This is a genomic window from Nocardiopsis sp. KDC1DS13DA1 (genome assembly GCF_055632325.1).
In genome coordinates this window covers 1-22,649 of the sequence record NZ_JBVMUY010000014.1, presented here as the reverse complement: position 1 = coordinate 22,649, position 22,649 = coordinate 1, and the positions used below count along the sequence as shown (strand labels likewise).

The following is a 22,649-nucleotide window of genomic DNA, read 5'->3' as shown; positions in this document are numbered from 1 at the left end:
GGCGCGGGACGGTACGCGGACCGTGCGGGATCGACCCGGCTAGTCCATGTGCGGGTAGGAGGAGGTCGTCGGAGCGACGAAGGTCTCCTTGATGGCGCGCGGGCTGGCCCAGCGGGACAGGTTCTGTGCCGAACCGGCCTTGTCGTTGGTGCCGGAGGCGCGACCGCCGCCGAACGGCTGCTGGCCCACGATGGAGCCGGTCGGCCGGTCGTTGATGTAGAAGTTGCCCGCGGCGAAGCGCAGGGCCTCGGTGGCCTTGGCGACCGCGGCGCGGTCCTTGGCCAGCACGGCACCGGTCAGCGCGTAGGCGGAACCCTGGTCGACGGTCTCCAGGATCTCGTCGAACTTGTCGTCCTCGTAGACGTGGACGGCGACGATCGGGCCGAAGTACTCGGTGCGGAACACGTCGTGGGAGGGGTCGGTGCCCTCGATGACGGTCGGGCTCACGAAGTAGCCCACGGAGTCGTCGGCGGTGCCGCCCGCGATGATCGACAGGGTCGGGTCGGACTTGGCGTCCTCCAGGACCTTGGCGAGCTTGTCGAAGGCGCGGCGGTCGATGACGGCGCCGACGAAGTTCGACAGGTCGGTGACGTCACCCATCCTGATCGCCTCGACCTCGGCGACGAGGTCGTCGCGGACCTGCTCCCAGACGGAGCGGGCGACGAAGGCGCGCGAGGCGGCCGAGCACTTCTGGCCCTGGTACTCGAAGGAGCCGCGGACGATCGCGGTGCGCAGGACCTCCGGGTCGGCGGAGGAGTGCGCGACGATGAAGTCCTTGCCGCCGGTCTCACCGACGATGCGCGGGTAGCTCCGGTAGTTGGAGATGTTCTCGCCGACGCTCTTCCACAGGTGCTGGAAGGTGCGGGTCGAACCGGTGAAGTGCACACCGGCCAGCTCCGGGTCGTTCAGGGCGACGTCGGAGACGGCCAGGCCGTCGCCGGTCACCATGTTGATGACACCCGGGGGAAGGCCGGCCTCCTCCAGCAGGCGCATCGTGAACTCGGCGGCGAACTGCTGGGTCGGGGACGGCTTCCACACGACCACGTTGCCCATGAGGGCCGGGGCGGTGGGCAGGTTGCCCGCGATGGCGGTGAAGTTGAAGGGCGTGATCGCGTAGACGAACCCCTCCAGCGGCCGCTGCTCCATGCGGTTCCACACGCCGGGGACGCTCAGCGGCTGCTGCTCGATGAGCTGCCGGGCGTAGGAGACGTTGAAGCGCCAGAAGTCGATGAGCTCGCAGGCCGAGTCGATCTCCGCCTGCTGCACCGTCTTGGACTGGCCCAGCATGGTGGCGGCGTTGATCGTGGCGCGCCACGGACCCGCCAGGAGCTCGGCGGCGCGCAGGATGATGGCGGCGCGGTCGTCGAAGGACATCGCGCGCCAGGCCGGGGCCGCGGCCTTCGCGGCGGCGATCGCGTCGCGGGCGTCGTCGTGGGTGGCGTTGCCCATGGTCCCGAGAACGGCGGCGTGGCGGTGCGGCTGCACGGCGTCGATGCGGTCACCGCCGCCCATACGGCGCTCACCGGCGATGTACATCGGAAGGTCGATGCTCTCCCGGCCGAGTTCGTCGAGCTTGGCCACGAGCTCGGCGCGCTCCGCGCTGCCGGGCGCGTACGACAGAACGGGCTCGTTCTTCGGCAGCGGGACGTTGGTCACGGCGTCCATGGGCACCTCCCTGGAAAGTCTGTCCCTGTTCCGCACAGGGTTGATCTGATTCAACGCTCTCAGAACCAACGTGTGGGATCCTTGTGGGACAGGCCACTCTTTGCCAGGCTTATTTGTCCGGTAGGACAAAATGGTACGTATATGAGCACAGACGCCCCACTCACCGGACCGATCCGCCCCGGAGACGACGAGCCTCGCCTCCCCGCCGCGCACCCCGACGTCATGCCTGGTCAACCCGGAGCCGACGAGGACCGGGGGGCGGGCATCCCGCTGCGGCGGCTGCTGCTCGTCGTGGGTGACCCGATCATGGACGTCGCCGCGGCGCCCGCCGGTCTGGATGTTCAGGTGGACAACGTGGTCATCCTCGATCCGGAGGACCGCACGGAGGCCCGGTCGGGTGATCTCGTCCTGTTGATCGGTGCCCGCGGCGGGGCCGCCCGACGGCTCGTGCGGGCGCTCGCCGAGCGGGGCGCGACGGCCGTGGCGGTCAAGACGAGCGGCCGCTCCCCGGAGGAGGTGCTGCCGCCGCCCGCCGGTGCGCGGGGTGGCCGACCCTACCGTCCCGGGGGCAAGGACGAGCTGTCCGTCCTGCGCGCGGAGGCCCAGGAAGCCGGGATCGCGCTGCTCGCGGTGCGGCCCGAGGTGCGCTGGGACCAGTTGCAGTCGGTGTGCCAGAACATCGTGGAGGACGCCCGGCCGAGCAACCCCGACGACCTGGGCGAGACCTCCGGCGACCTGTTCTCCATGGCCCAGACGATCGCGCGGCTGACCAACGGCCTGGTGGCCATCGAGGACTCGGCGAGCCGGGTGCTGGCCTACTCGTCCGGCTCCGAGGTGGACGAACTGCGCCGCCTGTCGGTCCTGGGCCGCCGGGGGCCGGAGCCGTACCTGGCGCTCCTGCGGGAGTGGGGGGTGTTCACCAAACTCCGCTCCGGTGAGGAGGTCGTACGGATCGACGAGAACCCCGAACTGGGTATCCGCCGCCGCCTGGCCGTCGGCATCCACGCCGGGCGCCAGCCGCTGGGGTCGATCTGGGTCCAGGAGGGATCGGAGCCGCTGGCCGAGCACGCCGAGGAGGCACTGCTGGGCGCGGCGCGCACGACCGCGTTGCAGATGATCCGGCAGCGGACCCAGGCCAACGCGGGGCTGCGCCTGCGCGAGGACCTGCTCTCGAGCCTGCTCGAGGGGCGGATCGACGCCAGCGCGCTGGCCGACACGGTGGAGGTGCACACCGACCGGGGCGCGCTGGTCGTGGCCTTCTCCCTCACCCAGCCGCCGCCCCCGGGCGGGGACGCGGAGGCCGAGGAGCACACCGAGCGGCCCGAGCCGCCCGACCGGCCCGAGCGGGAACTGCGCCGTCGCCAGCTCATCGACCTGGTGTCGGTGCACACCGCGGCCTACCGGCGCAGCGCCCTGGTGACGGAGTTGGGCGGCCGGGTGTACGTGCTCCTGCCCGACCTGGTGCGCGGCCGGGAGGGGTGGCGCGGTGTGGAGCAGTCCGTGCTCGCACTGACCCGCAAGACCGTGGCGGCCGCCCGGGCCGCCCTGGACCTGGAGGTCCAGGCCGCGGTGGGGTCGCTGGTGGAGCGGTTGGGCGACGTCCCCGACTCCCGGGCCGAGGCCGACCGGGTGCTGGACGCGATGGGCCGGGACCTGGACCGGGGGCTGGACTGGGAGGTGGCGACCATCTCCGACGTGCGCTCGCGGGTGCTGATCAGCGAGACCCTCGCCCATCTGCGGGCGGATCCGTCGTTGCGGGACCCCCGGGTGAGCCGTCTGATCGAGTACGACCGCTCGGGCGGCGCCGACCTGGTGAACTCGCTCCTGGCCTACCTGGAGGCCTTCGGTGACGCGCGGTCGGCCGCGGAGCGGCTGCACATCCACCCGAACACGCTGCGGTACCGGGTGCGGCGGGCCGCGGCGGTGAGCGGTGTCGATCTGGGCGACCCTGGCGAGCGGCTGTTCACCCAGCTCCAGCTACTGATGGAGCACCACGGCCCGGTCGGCTGACCGCCCGGTTCACCCCCGGGGCACCCCACGCGAGCGCGCACAGAGCACGGCGAGGGGCGCACCGGGGTGTGCAGGACGAGGCCAGCCGCCAGCGAGGAACGAGCGACAGGCGCAGCCGAGAACGAACACCCCGGTACCCCGCGCCCCGAGCCCCGGCCGAGCCCGCGAGGCCACATGAGCACAGCGAGGGGCGCACCGGGGTGTGCAGGACGAGGCCAGCCGCGAAGCGAGGAACGAGCCAGGCGAAAGCGACGACGAACACCCCGGTACCCCGCGCCCCGAGCCCCGGCCGAGCCCGCGAGGCCGCATGAACACAGCGAGGGGCGCACCGGGGTGTGCAGGACGAGGCCAGCCGCGAAGCGAGGAACGAGCGACAGGCGCCGCCGAGGACGAACACCCCGGTACCCCGCGCCCCGAGCCCGCACAGAGCACGTGGGAAGCGCAGTACCCCCGGTCGGACTCGAACCGACACTTGTGACCCTTTTAGGGGGCCTGCCTCTTCCATTGGGCTACGAGGGCGAGCCCATCATACCGGCCGGGGTGATTGCCCACTTTGGTTCAGCTTGGCCGGATGGGGACACGAAACGACCGGCTTCACGGGGGAAGCCGGTCGTTTCGTGCGTGTACGGCGGGGGCCGGCGTCAGCTGACGCGGCGCAGGCGACCGTCCTGGACGATCTGCGGCTCGCTGGCCTCCTCGAAGGCGTGGCGCGGCTCGACCATCTCCGGGAGCGCGGCGAAGTCGCGGCGCAGGAGGAAGGCGAGCGTCCAGTCGGCCAGCACCCGCATCTTGCGGTTGAAGGTCGGGACCGCGTACAGGTGGTAGGCGCGGTGCGCGTACCAGGCGAGGCGGCCGTTGAGCTTGATCCTGCCGAAGAGCTGGGCGGCGCCCTTGTGCAGGCCGAGCCCGGCGACGGCGCCGAGGTTCTTGTGGCGGTAGGGCTTGAGCTTGCCGCCGCGCAGGGTGGCGATCACGTTGTCGGCGAGCACCGGCGCCTGGCGGACGGCGTTCTGGGCGTTGGGCGGGTAGTAGCCGCCGTTGCCGTCGGGTACCTGGGCGTTGTCGCCGCCGGCGAAGGCGTTCTCCACACCGTTGACGGTGAGGTTCTCGCTGGTGTCGACGTGGCCCTTGGGGCCGAGCGGCAGGTCGCTGGCGGCCACGACCGGGCTGGGCTTGACCCCGGCGGTCCACACGAGCGTGCCCGCGTCGAACTCGGTGCCGTCGCTGAGCTTGACGTGCTGGTCGACGGCCGACTCCAGGAAGGTCTTGAGCCGGACGTCGATGCCGCGCTGGCGGAGCTGGTTGAGCGCCTTGGTGCCGACCTCGGGGCCGACCTCGGGCAGGATCTTGTCGGCCGCCTCGATGAGGTAGAACCGGACGTCCTCCAGGCCGATCGAGCTGTACATGCGGACCGCGTCGCGGACCAGGTCCTCCAGCTCGGCGATGGCCTCGGCCCCGGCGAAGCCGCCGCCGACGAAGACGAAGCGCAGCGCCTTGGCGCGGATCTCCTCGTCGTCGGTGGAGTCGGCGATGGCGAGCTGGTTGAGGACGTGGTTGCGGAGGTAGGCGGCCTCCTCCACGGTCTTGATGCCGATGCCCCACTCGGCCAGGCCCGGGATGGGCAGCGTGCGCGAGACCGCTCCGGCGGCCAGCACGATGTGGTCGTAGCGGATGGTCTCGGGCTCGCCGACGTTGGGCTCGTAGCGGACGGTGCGCTCGGCGTGGTCGATCCGCACGACGCGGCCGCCGAGGACGCGGACCCGGTCGAAGACCTTGCGCAGGGGGACCACGACGTGGCGCGGGGAGATGTTCCCGGCCGCCGTCTCGGGCAGGAACGGCTGGTAGGTCATGTAGGAGTTCGGGTCGATGACGGTGATACGGGCCTCACCGGCACCCAGCTTCTTCTCCAGCCGCCTCGCGGTGTACATCCCGAGGTAACCGCCGCCGACGATGAGGACGTGCGGGATCTCCGCCTCGTCCCCTCCGCCGTGTACCAGTCGGTAGTTCCTGCTCTCGGTCATCGCATATCCGCCCTAACGGTATTCTGTGGCGCCCTTGCCCAGGGCAGCGAAGAGTCTCGCGGTCTTCGGTCGCCCGGCCGTAACACCCGGTAGGAACCCTGGTGTGCCCCTTGGGGCGTTACGACCCTGTTGCTTGTGCATTCTTTCACAAGCACCTACCGACAGAGAAGGTTCACAGCCGTTCACCTTCCGACCACTTTACAGCCCACGCCCACGACGTTTGCGCAGGTCAGAGTGGTTGTGAACGCTTTCACAAGCCTCCCCCGGGTGACGCGTCTCACCTGGAGGGGCAGGTCAGGGGCCTTGCGGCCCCCACCCGTGCGTGCCCGTCCGGCTAGCCGACCAGGCTCCAGGCGACACCGTCGAGGATGTCGTGCTCACTCGCCGTGAAGTGGTCGGCGCCGGTGCGCGCCAGCACCCGGGACAGCACCAGGGCACCCGCGCCGATCACGTCCACCCGGCCGGGGTGCATGACCCCGATCCCCGCCCGCTCGTCGTGGGTGGAGCCGAGCAGTCCGGCGGTGATGCGGTCCAGGTCCGCGACGTCCACGCGGGTGTGGTGGATCCGCGCGGAGTCGTACTCGGGCAGGTCGAGGGCGATCCCCGCGACCGTGGTCGCCGTCCCCGCCACGCACACGACCGAACCCGCCTCACCCAGCGGAACGACCTTCTCCACCTCGTCGAGCGCGGCCTCGATGTCCGCGGTGGCCGCCGCGACCTGCTCGGCCGTGGGCGGGTCGTCGCGCAGGTGCCGCTCGGTCATGCGCACGCAACCGACGTCCACCGACAGCGACGCCCGGACGAGTGCACCGTCCGGACCGCCCTCGCCGCCCAGGACGAACTCGGTCGACCCGCCGCCGATGTCGACGACCAGGAACGGCGGGGTGAAGCCGTTCTCCTCCGCCTCGGCCTCAAACTCGGCGGTGGCGCCCACGAAGGACAGCTCCGCCTCGTCCAGCCCGGTGACGACCTCGGGTTCGACGCCGATGATCTCCCGGACACCATCCACGAACACCTGCCGGTTGCTGGCGTCCCGGGTCGCACTGGTGGCCACCATGCGCACGGTGTCCGGCCCGAGTTCGATCCCGTGCGCCCGGATCGCCTCGGCGTACCCGCGCAGCGCCTCGAACGTGCGCTCCAGGGCCTGGGGCGCGAAGGCCCCCGTCTCGTCGACCCCCTCGCCCAGGCGGACGATCTCCATCCGGCGGTCGACGTCGATCACCTCGACCTCGTCGCCGTCCATGTACACGATCTCGGCGATCAGCAGTCGGATCGAGTTGGTTCCGCAGTCGATGGCCGCGACACCGCTCATGAAACGTCCTCTCCCTCGGGCGCGTCCTCGTCCACGCACACACACGGTCCCCGGTCCCACCAGTCCGGGAGCTCCTCCAGGGCCTCGGCGCCGAAGGGGTTGGCCCCCGGCACCGCCAGCTCGTGGGCGACCAGGGCGTGCAGACACTTGACCCGGGTCGGCATACCCCCGGTACTCTGCATGCCCTCGGGCAGCGGCTCGACACCGTCGGCACGCGCCTGCTCGGCCCGTTCGGCCAGGTAGGACTCGTGCGCCCTGGTGTAGGCGGCCCGGAGCGCGGGATCCTCACCCAGCCGCTCCTGCATCTCGCGCATCCGGCCCTCGTTCTCCAGCCGGCCGATGGCGGAGGCGGCGCGCGGGCAGGTCAGGTAGTACAACGTCGGGAACGGTTCGCCGCTCTCCAGCCGCGGCGCGGTGCGGACCACGTCGGGCAGGCCGCACGGGCACCGGTGGGCGACCGCGCGCACCCCGCGCGGTGTACGGCCCAGCTGACGTTCGACGGCGGCGACGTCGCGCGCGGAGACCTGGCCCTTGGGCCGTTCGGCGCCCTCACGCGCGGCGTCCTCGTGGTGCCCGGGGGCGGGCTGATCTGCGGAAGTCATGACGGCCCCAGCCTATGCCCACCGCCGCCCCCGACCGACGCCGCCGGCGCGGTCCCCGTCTCGCCGCGGCCGGTCGCTCAGAGCCCCTCGTCGGGCTGGGGGCTGTCGGCCTCCACGACCGAGCGCCACAGGGTCTCGAACCACGGTTCCGAGGGCGGCGACTCGCGCCCGTCCTCGGCCTCGCCCTCGGGGCTGATGACGATGTAGGTGGTCTCGTCGGGGTACTGGTAGTGGAGCCGGGTGCGCGCCTCGCGCTCCACGTACTCGTCCTGGGTGAGCTGGTCCTCGCGGTCCTGGAGTTCACTCACGCTCCGCTCCATGCGGGAGCGCTCCTCCTGGAGTTCGGCGATCTGCGAGCGCTGCAGGACGTACTCGCGCAGCGGGTAGGCCAGGCTGAGCGCGATCACGCCCACGACCAGGGCCAGGATCGCCGCGCGACTGGTGAGCATGGGCCGCACCCGGCGGGTGCGGCCCCCACTCGTCTCCGGTGCCTCCGCGTCCCGGGCAGCCCGCCCGGTGGACCCGTCGGCTCTGGTGGCCTTCGTCGTCTTTGGGGGCTGCTGTTTGGATTCGCGGGACACTGGGGCAGACTAGCCGCGGTCGGCGAACCTCGGGAAGGCCGACACGCCCGCGTACACGGCGGCGTCGGCGAGCTCCTCCTCGATCCGCAGCAGCTGGTTGTACTTCGCGACGCGCTCGCTGCGGGCCGGGGCACCGGTCTTGATCTGGCCGGCGTTGGTGGCCACCGCGATGTCGGCGATGGTGGTGTCCTCGGTCTCACCGGAGCGGTGGCTGATCATCGCCGTGTAGCCGCTGCGCTGGGCGAGGCTGACCGCGTCCAGGGTCTCGGTCAGGGTGCCGATCTGGTTGACCTTCACCAGCAGCGAGTTGGCGGTGTCGGCGTCGATGCCGCGCCTGAGCCGCTCGGGGTTGGTGACGAACAGGTCGTCGCCGACCAGCTGGACCTTGTCGCCCAGCTCGGCGGTGAGCTTCTTCCAGCCCTCCCAGTCCTCCTCGTCGAGCGGGTCCTCGATCGAGACGAGCGGGTAGTCCGCGACCAGGTCGGCGTAGTAGGACGCCATCTCCTCGGAGGTGCGCGGCTTGCCCTCGAAGGTGTACACGCCCTCCGAGTAGAGCTCGGTGGCGGCCACGTCCAGGGCGAGCGCGATGTCCTCGCCGGGGGTGTAGCCGGCCTTCCTGATCGCCTCGACGATCAGGTCGAGGGCGGCGCGGTTGCTCTCCAGGTTCGGAGCGAAGCCGCCCTCGTCGCCCACACCGGTGCCCAGGCCGTGGGCCTTGAGGACCGACTTGAGGGAGTGGTAGATCTCCGCGCCCCAGCGCACGGCCTCGGAGAAGGTGGCCGCGCCGATCGGCGCGATCATGAACTCCTGGATGTCGACGTTGCTGTCGGCGTGCGCGCCACCGTTGAGGATGTTCATCATCGGCACGGGCAGCACATGGGCGTTCGGCCCGCCCATGTAGCGGAACAGGGGCAGCCCGGCCTCGTCGGCGGCGGCCCTGGCCACGGCCAGCGAGACGCCCAGGATGGCGTTGGCGCCGATCCGCGACTTGTCGGGCGTGCCGTCCAGGTCGATGAGGGCCCGGTCGATGAGGCGCTGCTCGTCGGCGTCGATGTTCTCCAGCGCACCGGCGATCTCGTCGTTGACGGCGGCGACGGCCTTGGCCACTCCCTTGCCGCCGTAGCGCTCGCCACCGTCACGCAGTTCGACGGCCTCGAACTGCCCGGTGGAGGCACCGCTGGGGACACCCGCGCGCGCGAAGGTGCCGTCGTCGAGCAGGACCTCGACCTCGACTGTCGGGTTGCCCCGGGAGTCGAGGATCTCCCGCGCCTGTACTGACTCGATGGACGCCACGGTCACTCTCCGTATCTTGGTTGGTCGGACCACTGGTTCTGGACCCGACACGAGGGTAGCGACCCCGCCCCCGGCACCGCGCGCCCACCCGGCCGGATTGGTCTACTCCACACCATCGGAGGAGGTCCCCCACGGGCGGCGCGGCGCGGCGTTCACCCCGGCCACGGGGCACGAAGCCCCCCGTCCCCGTGCCGCCGGGGCTCTCCGCGTTCGGGGGACCCGCCGGGGTCGCCAACGCCATCGACCTCGACGCGCCCTCGCCCGCCTCCGCCTGAGGGCACACGTCTCACCACCGTTCCGGCACGCCTTACGCCCATCCGACACCGCGTACGCCTATAGTGCGAGAACACGGCGAACCTCCCCTCCTCCGACCAGGCGCGGGCGCTCCGGCGGGGCACCCCGCCCCCCACGTGGACAGCGGGACGGCACGACGACATGGGCATCCCTCAGACAGAGACGAACGACTCCGAACGGGCGCTGCCGCCCGTCCGCCAGAGATCGGCGGAGCTGTACCTGCTGGTCCCCGCACTGGTGACCGGCGCGGCCGGGCTGCTCGCGGCATCGCTCGCGCTCACCGGGACGGTCGACCCGTCCGCCACCCTCGCCATCGTCGTGGTCAGCGCGTGCGCGGTCGCACTGCACGTCCTGCTGCGGCTCCTCGCCCCCTACGCCGACCCGGTGGTCCTGCCGGTGGCCACGCTCCTCAACGCGATCGGCCTCACCATGATCTGGGCGCTCCAGATGGCCGAGGCCGAACCGGCGCACGGGGACGCCGACCGGCAGCTGCTGTGGACCGTGGTGGGGACGGTGCTGTGCGCAGCCACGGTGGTCCTGGTGCGCCGACCGCGCCGTCTGACCATGTACACCTACGTCATCGCCGTGACGTCCCTGCTGCTGCTCCTGCTGCCGCTCTCCCCCCTGGGGATCGAGGTGCTGGGGGCGCGCCGGTGGATCGGGATCGGCCCGTTCACCATGCAGCCCTCGGAGTTCGCCAAGGTCCTGCTCGTCATCTTCCTCGCCTCCTACCTGGGTCGGCAGCGCACCGTGATGTCCCTGGTGACCCGCACCGTCAAGGTCGCCGGGGTCAAGGTGTTCAGCGTCCCCCGCGCCCGGGACCTGGCCCCCATGGCGGTCGGCTGGGGAATGGCGATCCTGCTCCTGGTCGGCACCCGCGACCTGGGCACGTCGCTGCTGCTCTTCGGCACCTTCCTCGCCGTGCTGTACGCCGCGACCGGCCGCAAGTCGTGGGTGGCCATCGGGCTCGTCGCCTTCTCCGCCGGGGCCTACGTCGCCTACCTGTTGTTCGGGCACGTGCGCAACCGCGTGGAGATCTGGCTCAACGCCTTCGATCCCGAGGTCTACGGGCGGCCCGGCGGCAGCTTCCAGGTGGTCGAGGGCATGTTCGCGCTGGCCAACGGCGGCGTACTCGGCACGGGCTTCCACGGCGGCTTCGCCCAGGAGATCTTCGCCGCCGACAGCGACCTCATCCTGGTGTCGGTCGGCGAGAAACTGGGGCTGACCGGGCTCATGGCGGTCCTGATCCTGCTGTTCCTGCTCGCCGAACGCGGCTTCCGGATCGCGCTGGCCTGCCGGGACGTGTTCCTCAAGCTGACCGCCCTGGGTTACGCCTTCCTCCTCGCCTTCAACGTGTTCATCGTCCTGGGCGGCGCCACCCTGGTCATCCCGCTCACCGGGATGACCACGCCGTTCCTGTCCGCGGGCGGATCGGCGCTGATGGCCAACTGGGTGATCGTCGGGCTGTGGCTGGTGACCAGCGAACAGGCGCGCCGCCCCCAGGAGACCTTCAGCGCCGGCCTGGCACCGGGCGACCCCGCGACCGAGGTCATCGACGTGCGCCGGGTGCCGCGCCGCCCCCGCCGTCACGAGGGGTGAGCCGCTGTCCGCGGGGAAACGCGGCGCGTTCACGGGTCAGCTGAGGAACGTGATACACAGCGAGGCGGCGACGAACCCGAAGAGCATCACCACGGCCGAGTAGCCCAGGACGCTGCCCGCCCGCAGTCCGGTCAGGGCGAGCAGGGGCAGCGCCCAGAACGGTTGGATGCCGTTGGTGAGCTGGTCGCCCATCGCCACCGCCATGACCCCGACCCCCGGGTCGAGGCCCAGGGACTCCGTGGCACCGATGACCACCGGGCCCTGCACCGCCCACTGGCCGCCGCCGGAGGGCACCGCGAAGTTGACCAGGGCGGCGCTGGTCAGGGCCCAGAACGGGTAGCTGAACGGCGTCGCGAAGGAGACGAAGGCCTCGGTGACGACCGCCAGCAGCCCGGAGCTCGCCATCATGCCCATGATCCCGGCGTAGAAGGGGAACTGGACGATCACCGCGGAGGCGTTGCGCGCCCCCTCCGCCGCAGCCGCGGAGTAGCCCGCCAGTGTGCCGTGCAGCCCGAGCCCAGCGATGAGGAAGGTGAAGTTGAGCAGGTTGATGTCCATGCCCACGACACCGTCCCGGACGAGCGCGGGCACCAGGTACACCAACCCCACGGCCACCACCAGGTAGACGGGCAGGCGGCTGTGCGTCAGGCGCTGCGCGGGGGAGAGCTCGCGGAGCGCGGTCGCGGTACCCGCCCCGGCCGTACCGCCGCCGTCCGCGACTCCGGTGCCCGTACCGCCGCCGGAACCGGACGCACCGCCGTCACCGCCGTCCCCGATCTCCTCGCTGTCCCGCGCCCTCGGGTGCATGCTCATCAGGAGCAGCGGCGCCCCGACCAGCATGGCCGCCAGGAAGACCAGGTTGAACGGCTGGAGGACGGTCTCGCTGAGCGGGATCAGCCCGATCTCCTCCTCCAGGAAGTGCCCCGGGGTGTTGACCAGTAGCGGGGCCGACCCGGACAGGCCGCTGTGCCAGACCATGAGGCCGACGTAGCCGCCCGCCGCCACCAGCGGGAAGTGCACCCGGACACCGCGCTCCCGGCAGGACCTGGCCACCTCGACCGCCAGCAGGGAGCCCGCGATGAGGCCGAGCCCCCAGTGCAGCGTGCCCAGCAGGGCGGCGCCCAGGGCGGTGACCGCGACCGCCGAGAGCGGCCCGCGTGTGCGCCCCGCCACCCATCCGATCGCCCGTCTGGCCGGAGGCGAGGAGGCGAGCGCGTACCCGGTGACCAGCACCAGGGTCATCTGCATGCCGAACTGGAGGAGGTTCCAGAACCCGCCGTACCAGTCACCGACCAGTTCGAGCGGGGTGCGGTCGGTCAGGCCCAGGGCCAGACCGAAGACGAGGACGGAGAGGAAGACGGCGAACACGAAGGCGTCCGGCACCCAGCGGGTGCTGAACGCGGCGAGGACGTTGCCGAACCGGCGCATGACACTCCCATCGACGGGCGCCCCGGCCCGGGGAACGGGGGGTCCGGGCCCGGGGGTGTGCCCACACCGGAGCACTGTGTGCCATGCGTCACATGCGGGTCAAGCCCCGTCCCCACCGCTTTCCTGCGCCGGGACATGTGTGTCGGACACACGCCCCGCCGCGCGGCGACCGGCCCTCCGGCCCCCTACCCCTCCCCGGCGGCGCCGGTCCGGCGCCAGTACCGCCGCCACTCGTCCTCGGACAGCTCCCGGGGCTCCCGGCCCTCCGCCCCGGCCAGCGCCTCGGCCGCGCGCACACGGGCGTCGAACCGCCGGGCCGCCGACCGCAGGTCGCCCTCGGCGTCGCGGCCCCGTTCGCGCTCGGCCGCCACCGCGGCGAACAGCTCACCGCCCGCGCCGCCGTCGTCGGCGACCAGGTCGGCCGGGACGCCGTTGCGCACCGCCCGCCGCTGCAACTCCTCCGACAGCAGCACGGCGGGCTGGGCGAAGGGCACACCGTCCAGGACCGACCCCTGGCCGTCGTGCCCCCGCGCCCTGGCCTTCTCCCTGCGCTCGGCGGCCTTGATCGCCTCCCAGTTGCTCTTGACCTCGTCGGCGCCGGACACCTCCACCCCGCCGAACACGTGCGGGTGGCGGCGGGTCATCTTGTCGATGATCGCGTCGGCGACGTCGTCCACGGTGAACCGCGCCGGGTCCCCCTCGGGGCGCTCGGCGGCGATCGCCGCGTGGAAGACCACCTGGAGCAGGACGTCCCCGAGCTCCTCGGGCAGCAGGGACGGGTCGCCCTCCTCGATGGTCTCCAGGGTCTCGTAGGCCTCCTGGATCAGGTACTTGGCCAGCGACTCGTGCGTCTGGCCGCGGTCCCACGGGCACTCCCTGCGCAGGGTGGCCATCACCTCGACCAGGTACGGCAGCCGGTGCCCGGGAACCGCGCGCGCGTCCCGCGCGGGCGCCTCCCCCGTCGTCTCCCGCTGCCCGTCCGCGTCACGGGTCTCGTGCATCACCGTCTCCTACCTGTCCCTCTCCGGCAGCCAGCCGCCCTCGCGCAGAGCGGCCAGCACCCGCGCGGCCGACTCGTGCGGGTCCTCGTTCACCGTGTGGATGACCATGTCGGCGTCGGTCGGTTCCTCGTAGGGGTCCGAGACCCCGGTGAACTCCGGGATCTCCCCCGCCCGCGCCTTGGCGTACAGGCCCTTGCGGTCACGCGCCTCGCACACCTCCAGCGGTGTGGCCACGTGGACGAGGAAGAAGTCGCCGTACTCCTCCACCATGGCCCGGACCTCGGCCCGGCTGCGCGCGTAGGGGGCGATCGGGGCGCACACGGCGACCCCTCCGTGCCGGGTGATCTCGGAGGCGACGTAGCCGATCCGGCGGACGTTCATCTCGCGGTCCTCGCGCGAGAAGGTCAACCCCTTGGACAGCATGAGCCGGACCACGTCACCGTCGAGCAGCGTCACCGTGCGACCCGCGCGGTTGAGGCCCTCCCGCACGCGCTGAGCGATCGTCGACTTGCCCGAGCCGGACAGGCCGGTGAACATCAGGGTCAGCCCCCGCCGGGTCCGCGCCGGACGCAGCCGGGCCAGCTCCGCGCCCACCCGGGCCGGGGTGAACCAGGCGGGCAGCTCACGGCCGTGCGCCAGCTCGGCCGCGACCTCGGCGTCGTCGGGTTCGGCGCGGCGGGCCTCCTCCGGGACCTCCGCCGAGGGCCGCCACATCGCGCCGACCGCGTCGTAGCTCCACGGCTCCGGGACCACCAGCGCCACCGGCGGTGCCAGGGCCGCGGCACCCTGGACGTCGGCACCCGCCGGGCCCGCCTCCACCATCATGTGCGTGGCACCGTAGGCGGCGGCCACGTGCCCGGCCATGGCGACCTCCCGGGCTCCCCAGCGCCCGCCGAGGACCCCCTCGGCACGCGCGGCCGAACGCGGCAGCGTGCACACGACGAACCTCGTGTGCGCCGACAGCAGGGGCTCGGCCGCGAGGACGGCCGGCGCCAGCCCCTCGTCCTCCAGCGGGGCGTCGACGATCACCAGCACGTCGGCGTGGCCCAGCGCCTTGGCCCGGTCACGGATCTGGTGGAGGGCGCGGTGGTGCAGCGGGCGGTCGGTGACCACGGCCAGGAGCGGGTGGTCGGGACCGAGTTCACGCTGACCGCGCACCTGCGCCGGGGAAACGCGCAGCTTGCGCAGCACACCGCCCATGGGCGGATTGGTCAGCGCCACGTCACCGGCCAGGTGGCGGCGCCCGGCCCCTCCGTCGGGGGCCGACGACTCCCAGCGCTCGGTCACCGTCAGCTCCGCCAGGGGAAAGCCCTCCGGATCCGCCAGGACCAGCCGCTCCGCGTCGGCCAGGTGCTCGGGAACCGTCAGGGTGACCGGAACCGGCCAGACCCCTCCGCCGGGCAGCCGTCCGTCACGCTCCACCGACGCGACCTGTTCGCTGGTCATGAAGCCGGGCAGCGGACAGGCGCCGTTGAGGATCAGCTCCAGGTGTGCGAGCTCGTCCCTGGCCGGGGTCAACACCCGTGCCTCCGGCCGGTCGGATCCCCCGACCGGCGTGCGTCCCCACCCGTTGGCACTCACCACACGCTCCCTCTCCTGCTGCACGGTCCGCGACGCGTCCAGCGTATGCCCGCACCGGTCACAGCCTCGGCGCCGATCCACCCGACCCGGAATAGGACCAGTTCGGCGCGGGTTTGACTCCCTGTGTACCGTCTCGCTCCCACTGAGCGGTCCAGAGCGCGTGTGCCCGGCACCGCCGTCCACAGCCGACCGCGCGAAGCCGACGGAGTCGCTAGGCTGATGGTGACCGGGCCGCCGTCCACGACACGGCCGCTCTCCACCGTGCAGGCCGCGACCACCGCCTGATCCGGACCACTCCCATCTCTCTGGTGCTATGAGCCTCATTGGACTTCTCGCCGACGTCTGCAAGGACCCGGCACTGCACAGCGCGATCGAGGCCGCCCGCGGCGGCCGCGATCCCCACACCGACCTCATCGCCCCGTCGGCGCTGCGCCCCTTCATGGTGGGCGCGCTGGCCGCCGACGCGCCCGTGGGCGCCGCGCGTCCGGTCCTGGCGATCACCGCCACCGAGCGGGAGGCCACCGACCTCACCGACGCCCTGGGCTCCCTGCTGCCCGCCGCCACGGTGGCGCACTTCCCCGCCTGGGAGACCCTCCCCCACGAGCGCCTGTCCCCGCGCTCGGACACCGTCGGCCAGCGTCTGGCGGTCCTGCGCCGCCTCGCCCACCCCGACCCCGCCGACCCCCTGACCGCTCCGCTGCGCGTGGTCGTGGCCCCGGTGCGCAGTGTCCTCCAACCGCTCGTCGGCGGCCTGGGCGACCTGGAGCCGGTGCGTATCCGGCCCGGCGACGAGGTGTCCCTGGAGAGTGTGGTCGACCACCTGGCCATGGCCGGCTACGCGCGGGTCGACCTGGTCGAGAAGCGCGGCGACATGGCGGTGCGCGGCGGCATCCTGGACGTCTTCCCGCCCACCGAGGAACACCCGCTGCGGCTGGAGTTCTGGGGCGACACCGTCGAGGACATCCGCTACTTCCAGGTCGCCGACCAGCGCTCCATCCAGCCGGTCGAGGGTGCCGACGCCGCCTCGGGCCTGTTCGCCCCGCCGTGCCGGGAACTGCTGCTCACCGACACCGTCCGCGAGCGCGCCCGCGCCCTGGCCGCCGAGCACCCCTCCCTGGCCGAGATCCTCACCAAGATCGCCGACGGCGTCAGCGTCGAGGGCATGGAGGCGTTCGCGCCCGTGCTCGCCGACCGCATGGAACCGTTCTTCCGGTACCTGCCCGAGGGCGCCCTCGTGGTCGGCTGCGACCCCGAACGCATCCGCACCCGCGCCCTGGAGCTGGAGGCGACCAGCGCCGAGTTCCTGGACGCCTCCTGGATCAACGCCGCCTCCGGCGGTGAGGCCCCCATCGACCTGGGCGAGTCGGCCTACATGTCCATCGCCGACCTGCGCGCCACCGCCGGCGAACTGGGGCTGCCCTGGTGGGGGCTGACCCCCTTCGGGGCCGACGGCGCGGGCGCCGCCGAGGAGGACCACGCCGTCGTCGTGGGCGCGGTCCCCGCCGAGTCCTACCGCGGCGACACCGAGCGCGCCCTGGCCGACGTCAAGGGCTGGCTGCACGACAACTGGAGCGTCGTGCTGGTCACCCAGGGGCACGGCCCCGCCGAGCGGCTCGTGGCCATGCTGCGCGACGCCGGACTGGGCGCCGCCCTGGCCGCCGACCTGACCGAACCGCCCGCCCCCGCCGTGGCCACCGTGACCACCGGCCTGGTCGACCACGGCTTCCTGCTGCGGTCGGTCCGCACGGTCGTGCTCACCGAGACCGACCTGGTCGGGCAGAAGTCCTCCACCCGCGACATGCGCAGGATGCCCAGCAGGCGGCGGGGCACGGTCGACCCGCTCCAGCTCAAGCCCGGCGACTACGTCGTGCACGAACAGCACGGTGTGGGCCGCTACCTGGAGATGGTCAGCCGCCAGGTCCAGGGCGCCACCCGCGACTACCTGCTCATCGAGTACGCGCCCTCCAAGCGCGGCCAGCCGGGCGACCGCCTGTTCGTGCCCACCGAGCAACTGGGCGAGGTCACCCGGTACGTCGGCGGCGAGGCACCGACGCTGTCCAAGATGGGCGGTGCCGAGTGGAGCAAGGCCAAGAGCCGCGCCCGCAAGGTCGTCCGCGAGATCGCCGGCGACCTCATCCGCCTGTACTCCGCCCGCCAGGCCTCCCCCGGCCACGCGTTCGGCGCGGACACCCCGTGGCAGCGGGAGCTGGAGGACGCCTTCCCCTACGTCGAGACGCCCGACCAGCTCGCCGCGATCGACGAGGTCAAGAAGGACATGTCGCGATCGGTCCCGATGGACCGGCTGATCTGCGGCGACGTCGGCTACGGCAAGACCGAGGTCGCCGTGCGCGCCGCGTTCAAGGCGGTGCAGGAGGGCAAACAGGTCGCCCTGCTCGTGCCCACCACCCTGCTGGTCCAACAGCACCTGTCCACCTTCACCGAGCGGTACGCCTCCTTCCCGGTCACGGTCAGGCCGATGTCGCGGTTCCAGACCGACGCCGAGGTGGAGCTGACCCGGGAGGGGCTGCGCAACGGCGAGGTCGACGTCGTCATCGGCACGCACCGGCTGCTGTCCGCCGAGACCCGCTTCAAGGACCTGGGCCTGGTCATCATCGACGAGGAGCAGCGCTTCGGCGTGGAGCACAAGGAGGCGCTCAAGCGGCTGCGCACCCAGGTGGACGTGCTCGCCATGTCCGCCACACCCATCCCGCGCACCCTGGAGATGGGGCTGACCGGCATCCGGGAGATGACCACCATCCTCACCCCGCCGGAGGAGCGCCACCCGGTGCTCACCTTCGTCGGGCCCTACGAGGACAAGCAGATCACCGCCGCGATCCGCCGCGAGCTCATGCGCGAGGGACAGGTGTTCTTCGTGCACAACCGCGTGGCCTCGATCGACAAGGTGGCGGCGGCCATCCAGCGGCTGGTGCCCGAGGCGAGGGTGGCCTACGCGCACGGCCAGATGAACGAGCAGCAGCTGGAGAAGGTGATGGTCGACTTCTGGGAGAAGAACTTCGACGTCCTGGTCTCCACGACCATCGTCGAGTCCGGCCTGGACGTGCCCAACGCCAACACCCTCATCATCGACCGCGCCGACACCTACGGCCTGTCCCAGCTGCACCAGCTGCGCGGCCGGGTCGGCCGGGGCCGGGAACGCGCCTACGCCTACTTCCTGTACCCGCCGGAGCGGCCGCTCACCGAGACCGCCTACGAGCGCCTGGCCACGGTCGCCCAGCACACCGAGACCGGCGCGGGCATGTACGTGGCGATGAAGGACCTGGAGATCCGCGGCGCGGGCAACATCCTGGGCGCCGAGCAGTCCGGGACCATCGCCGGGGTCGGCTTCGACCTGTACGTGCGCATGGTCGGTGAGGCGGTCGCCGAACTCAAGGGCGACCAGGGCGCCGCCGAGGAGGTCGAGACCAGGGTCGAGCTGCCCATCAACGCGCACATCCCGCACGACTACGTGCCGGGGGAGCGGTTGCGCCTGCAGTCCTACAAGCGCATCGCCAGCGTCACCAGCGAGGAGGACATCCTCGCCGCCTACGAGGAGCTCACCGACCGGTACGGCACGCCGCCCCAGCCGGTGGACAACCTCATGGCGGTGGCGCGGTTCCGGGTGCTGGCCAAGTCGGCGGGTCTGTCCGACGTGGTCATGCAGGGCAACCAGATCCGGTTCGCCCCCGTGGAGCTGCGCGAGTCGCAGGAGCTGCGGCTGCGCCGGATGTACCCCAAGTCCGTGCGCAAGGAGGCGACGAGGACGCTGCTCGTCCCGGTGCCCAAGGCGGGCGGGATCGGCGGCAAGCCGCTGCGCGACCTGGAACTGCTGGCGTGGTGCACCGAACTGGTCAACGCGATCTTCGAGCCGGACCGGAAACCCGCCGCCAGGGGCTGACCTTCCCGGGCCCCGTCACACGGCGGGGCCCGCGGTGTACGGGGTTCGGCCCGGCGGGTCGCGGTTCCCGGTCAGGACCTCGGCGCGTCGGCATCCTCCGGGTCGGCCTCGTAGCTGATTCCGTACATCTCCTCGGACTCCTCGTCCCCGCTCTTGCCGCGGCTCCGGCGCTTCTCCGCCTTCAGGGCCCGCCGCTCCTCCCGGCGCTGGGCGCGCAGCTCGGCACGGGCCTCCTTGCGCGCGACGCGCTCCGCCCTCTTCGCCTCCCTGGCCTTCTCCCGCACGCGCTGACGTTCGGTGAAGCGCTCGGCCTCGGAGGGTTCCCTCTCCTCGGCCCCGTCCTCGTCGTCCTCGCGCGGGCGCAGCGGCGTCACCGTCGCCAGGCCCTCGCCCACCGGCACGGGCTCGGGCAGTTCAGTCTCCGTCCCGGGCTCCTCCTTCACCGGGGCCTCGGCGGCCGCCGCGACGGCCAGGCGCATCCTGCGCGTGTACCACCAGTTGGCGATCCAGGCCGCGATCGCCGCGGCCAGCCCGACCTCCAGAGCGGCGACCAGGCCCACCTGCCAGGACGAGGGGCCGATATCGGTGAGCCGCCCCGCGCCCAGGGAACCGCCCGCGAGCTCCCCCAGGGCCGCGCAGACCATGCCCGTGGTCACCCCGCACACGAACCCCCACAGCGGCGCCGCCTCGCTGACCACGTCCGGTGCGCTGCGCTGGGTCAGCACCCCGCCGACCGCGCCCGCCACGAACGGGACGGCCAGCGCCGCGAGCGACACCACGGGCGCGGCGCCGTTCGCGGGCAGGGCCGCCAGCATGGGGAACATCGGCAGTGCGCCGACGGACACGCCCGTGGGCGCCACGATGGTCGCCTCCCCCATCGTGAAGCCCGGTCCCAGCGCGTAGCAGACCGCGAACACGACCGCGTTGGGCAGATAGGCGATCTGCACGAGCAGGAGCAGCGCCCCGCCGACCAGCCCGGGGGCGAGCGCACGGGTCGCGTCCACCGCCTCGGGCAGGTTCACCGCCAGCGCGGCGAGGAACAGCAGCAGGCCGCCCAGCAGCAGTGAACCGGTGGCGGCGGCCATTCCCACGAGCAGGGAGCGCGCACGGCCCGGCATGAGACCCAGCAGTGCGCCGACCGCCACATCGCGGTCCCGCATCATCTGGCGCAGCGCCCCCAGCCCCCCGGACAGGAAGGCGATGACGAAGCCCATCACCAGCGCACGCGGCATGCTGGGCTCCATGGTGTCGGTGCGCGCCAGCAGGGCGAGCGTGCCCGCGATCGCCGCGTAGGGCCCGGCGATCGCCAGTGCCGCCCGGTAGACGTGCCGCAGCCGACCGATCTCGCAGCTGCGCGCCAACCACCGGCCCGACCGGTACAGGAGCAGGGCCGGGATGAGGACGAGCCCGATCGGCAGCAGCCCGAACTGCCCGCCCTCGATCGCGAAGGACACGTGGTGGCTCACCAGCCACGCCAGCACGGCCCCCTGGAGGAGTTCGACGACCTCCTCACCGAAGGGCGAGTGCGGTGCGGCCACCCACCCGACGATGGTCAGCGTGACGATCACGGCGAGGCCGATACCCGAGGCGCTGGCGGCGGCGATCCCTCCGGTCGGGTAGAGCGGCCGCGGCCCGTGTGAGGGGTCACGGGGCGCGTCGACCGGTGTGCCGCTCGGCCGCTTCCGGCCTCGGTCAGGGGGAGATCCTGGCGTACTCACCCGACTTATGCTGCCAGGCACCGGAATGCTCCGGGGTATCCCGGCGTCGCGTGTCGTGGGCGGAGCCGAACCGCGCGCCCGGGGACGCCGTCCCATCATGGGAACCGAGACACATCCGACGCCCCAAAGGACGGCCCCATGCAGCGCCCCCTCTCCGAAGACCAACGCCGCCGGGCCCTGGAAGCGCTGCACACGGCACGCTCGGCCGGGCGGCTGGTCACGACCCAGTACGAGGCCCGCAGGGACGCGCTCCTGCGTGCGACCACCGTCACCGACCTGGCCCCGCTCTTCGACGACCTCCCCCGGCGCTTCCGTCCCGCGGTCCTGAGGAAGCCGACGGGGCTCACCGCGCTGCCCTTCGTCGGGTTCCTCCTGTCGGTCGGAGCCTTCCTGGCGGTGGGTGCCACGAACCCGTTCGCCATGTTCACCTGGGGGCCGTTCCTGATGCTGTGCGCGTTCCTCAGCTTCGCCGTGATCTTCTGGCTCGGGGTCCGGTCCGGAGGCGGGCACAGCGGCGGAGGCGGGCACCACGGCGGAGGCGGTGGTTGGTTCGACGGCGACGGAGGCGGCGGTTTCGGCGGAGGCGGCGGAGGCGGGGGAGGCAGCGGGGACGGGTGACCCGCCCTCCGGGGCGAAGCGTAAGCGAACCGGAACCCGACGGCGACGGGCGGCATCCTAACGTGAGAAGCGGGCCACCCCCGTCACACCTTCCGGAGGAAACATCCATGAGCGGCCCCGACCGCGACTACCGACTGTCCGACGACGAACGCGACGAGGCCCTGGACCTGCTACGGACGGCCCTCTCGGAGGGGCGTCTCGAGCTGGAGGAGCACGAGTCCCGTTCGAACGCGGCCCTGCACGCGGCCACCACCGCCGACCTGGCCCCGCTCTTCGACGACCTCCCCCCGCGCCTGCGCCCCACCACGCTCACGGCCCCGGAACGACCGCCGGCCGACGTGGCGCCCGCCGAGCCGGCGGCGCCGACCCCGGGTGAGTCCACGGACCCCGACGACGACGGGCGCGGGGGACCCCGGCCGACCGCGGTGCTGATCTGGGGCGGGTTCCTCTTCGCGATGTGGGGCGTGCCCGCGATCGCCAGCGGCAACGTCTACGCCATCGTCGGCTGGCTGGCCTTCTTCGCCCTGGTCGTCGTGCCCGGCCTGACGGTGGCCACCAGACGCGGCGTCCGTGCCAGGAGGCGGCGCCGCGAACTCGGTGGCGGCCGCGGCGAGGTCGAGGGCGGATAGGCGGACGGCCCCGCCCCCCACACGGGGGACGGGGCCGTCACGGCGCGGTGTCCTAGAACAGCTCGCGTACCAGCTTGGCGGTCTCGCTGGGGGTCTTGCCGACCTTGACGCCGACGGCCTCCAGGGCCTCCTTCTTGGCGGCCGCGGTGCCGGAGGAACCCGACACGATCGCGCCCGCGTGGCCCATCGTCTTGCCCTCGGGCGCGGTGAACCCGGCCACGTAACCCACCACCGGCTTGGACACGTGGTCCCTGATGAAGTCGGCGGCGCGCTCCTCGGCGTCACCACCGATCTCACCGATCATCACGATCACGTCGGTGTCGGGGTCGGCCTCGAACGCGGCCAGCGCGTCGATGTGCGTGGTCCCGATGATCGGGTCGCCACCGATGCCCACGGCCGAGG

The 22,649-nt window shown here is 72.3% G+C and carries 15 protein-coding genes, 1 tRNA gene and 1 pseudogene; 5 read left to right on the top strand and 12 right to left on the bottom strand.

Going from position 1 to position 22,649, the window contains the following annotated elements:
• Positions 1-39: 39 nt before the first annotated feature.
• Positions 40-1,665: an L-glutamate gamma-semialdehyde dehydrogenase gene (gene pruA, locus ACTVAJ_RS08265; protein WP_470387483.1), complete on the bottom strand. Its 1,626-nt coding sequence runs from the start codon at positions 1,663-1,665 to the stop codon at positions 40-42.
• Positions 1,666-1,887: 222 nt separating this feature from the next.
• Between pruA and ACTVAJ_RS08260 the strand changes: the two genes are divergently transcribed.
• Positions 1,888-3,675 carry a helix-turn-helix domain-containing protein gene (locus ACTVAJ_RS08260; protein WP_470387482.1) on the top strand — a complete coding sequence of 596 codons (1,788 nt, stop codon included), beginning with the start codon at positions 1,888-1,890 and terminating at the stop codon, positions 3,673-3,675.
• Between the two features lie 445 nt (positions 3,676-4,120).
• Here the strand turns inward: ACTVAJ_RS08260 and ACTVAJ_RS08255 are convergent.
• The 6 genes from ACTVAJ_RS08255 to eno all read right to left on the bottom strand — a co-directional run bounded on the left by ACTVAJ_RS08255 (position 4,121) and on the right by eno (position 9,484).
• Positions 4,121-4,194: transfer RNA gene (locus ACTVAJ_RS08255), tRNA-Leu, on the bottom strand.
• Positions 4,195-4,316: 122 nt separating this feature from the next.
• Complete coding sequence (locus tag ACTVAJ_RS08250; RefSeq protein ID WP_470387481.1) at positions 4,317-5,696, bottom strand: NAD(P)/FAD-dependent oxidoreductase; 1,380 nt, start codon at positions 5,694-5,696, stop codon at positions 4,317-4,319.
• Between the two features lie 334 nt (positions 5,697-6,030).
• Positions 6,031-7,008, bottom strand: coding sequence for a Ppx/GppA phosphatase family protein (locus tag ACTVAJ_RS08245; RefSeq protein WP_470387480.1), 978 nt, complete (start codon positions 7,006-7,008; stop codon positions 6,031-6,033).
• Positions 7,005-7,610 carry a DUF501 domain-containing protein gene (locus tag ACTVAJ_RS08240; protein WP_470387479.1) on the bottom strand — a complete coding sequence of 202 codons (606 nt, stop codon included), beginning with the start codon at positions 7,608-7,610 and terminating at the stop codon, positions 7,005-7,007. The genes ACTVAJ_RS08245 and ACTVAJ_RS08240 overlap by 4 nt, the downstream gene beginning before the upstream one ends.
• Positions 7,611-7,687: 77 nt before the next feature.
• Positions 7,688-8,059, bottom strand: a complete 372-nt coding sequence (locus tag ACTVAJ_RS08235) for an FtsB family cell division protein (RefSeq protein ID WP_470387478.1) — start codon at positions 8,057-8,059, stop codon at positions 7,688-7,690.
• Positions 8,060-8,200: 141 nt separating this feature from the next.
• Complete coding sequence (gene eno / locus ACTVAJ_RS08230; RefSeq protein ID WP_470387477.1) at positions 8,201-9,484, bottom strand: phosphopyruvate hydratase; 1,284 nt, start codon at positions 9,482-9,484, stop codon at positions 8,201-8,203.
• 435 nt (positions 9,485-9,919) lie between these two features.
• Here eno and ACTVAJ_RS08225 point away from each other — a divergent pair, with 435 nt between their 5' ends.
• Positions 9,920-11,377, top strand: a complete 1,458-nt coding sequence (locus ACTVAJ_RS08225) for an FtsW/RodA/SpoVE family cell cycle protein (RefSeq protein WP_470387476.1) — start codon at positions 9,920-9,922, stop codon at positions 11,375-11,377.
• Between the two features lie 36 nt (positions 11,378-11,413).
• Here ACTVAJ_RS08225 and ACTVAJ_RS08220 read toward each other — a convergent pair whose 3' ends face one another.
• The 3 genes from ACTVAJ_RS08220 to cysC all read right to left on the bottom strand — a co-directional run bounded on the left by ACTVAJ_RS08220 (position 11,414) and on the right by cysC (position 15,390).
• Positions 11,414-12,805: a short-chain fatty acid transporter gene (locus ACTVAJ_RS08220; RefSeq protein ID WP_470387475.1), complete on the bottom strand. Its 1,392-nt coding sequence runs from the start codon at positions 12,803-12,805 to the stop codon at positions 11,414-11,416.
• Between the two features lie 185 nt (positions 12,806-12,990).
• Complete coding sequence (locus tag ACTVAJ_RS08215) at positions 12,991-13,806, bottom strand: MazG nucleotide pyrophosphohydrolase domain-containing protein (RefSeq protein ID WP_470387474.1); 816 nt, start codon at positions 13,804-13,806, stop codon at positions 12,991-12,993.
• 9 nt (positions 13,807-13,815) lie between these two features.
• The gene (cysC, locus tag ACTVAJ_RS08210; protein ID WP_470387473.1) at positions 13,816-15,390 is read right to left on the bottom strand and encodes an adenylyl-sulfate kinase; all 1,575 of its coding nucleotides are present in this window, start codon (positions 15,388-15,390) and stop codon (positions 13,816-13,818) included.
• Between the two features lie 310 nt (positions 15,391-15,700).
• Here cysC and mfd point away from each other — a divergent pair, with 310 nt between their 5' ends.
• Positions 15,701-19,282: a transcription-repair coupling factor gene (gene mfd, locus ACTVAJ_RS08205; RefSeq protein WP_470387472.1), complete on the top strand. Its 3,582-nt coding sequence runs from the start codon at positions 15,701-15,703 to the stop codon at positions 19,280-19,282.
• 71 nt (positions 19,283-19,353) lie between these two features.
• Here the strand turns inward: mfd and ACTVAJ_RS08200 are convergent, their stop codons facing one another.
• On the bottom strand, positions 19,354-21,000 hold the full coding sequence (locus ACTVAJ_RS08200) for a cell division protein PerM (protein ID WP_470387471.1): 1,647 nt from the start codon (positions 20,998-21,000) through the stop codon (positions 19,354-19,356).
• A gap of 138 nt (positions 21,001-21,138) precedes the next feature.
• Between ACTVAJ_RS08200 and ACTVAJ_RS08195 the strand changes: the two genes are divergently transcribed.
• A complete protein-coding gene (locus ACTVAJ_RS08195; RefSeq protein ID WP_470387470.1) occupies positions 21,139-21,618 on the top strand; it encodes a DUF1707 SHOCT-like domain-containing protein in 480 nt (159 codons plus the stop codon).
• A 107-nt stretch (positions 21,619-21,725) separates the two neighbouring features.
• Positions 21,726-22,247, top strand: a complete 522-nt coding sequence (locus ACTVAJ_RS08190; protein ID WP_470387469.1) for a DUF1707 SHOCT-like domain-containing protein — start codon at positions 21,726-21,728, stop codon at positions 22,245-22,247.
• A 52-nt stretch (positions 22,248-22,299) separates the two neighbouring features.
• On the opposite strand, the pseudogene ACTVAJ_RS08185 reads toward ACTVAJ_RS08190, so the two are convergent.
• Positions 22,300-22,649, bottom strand: a pseudogene (locus ACTVAJ_RS08185) (succinate--CoA ligase subunit alpha); the annotation flags it as partial.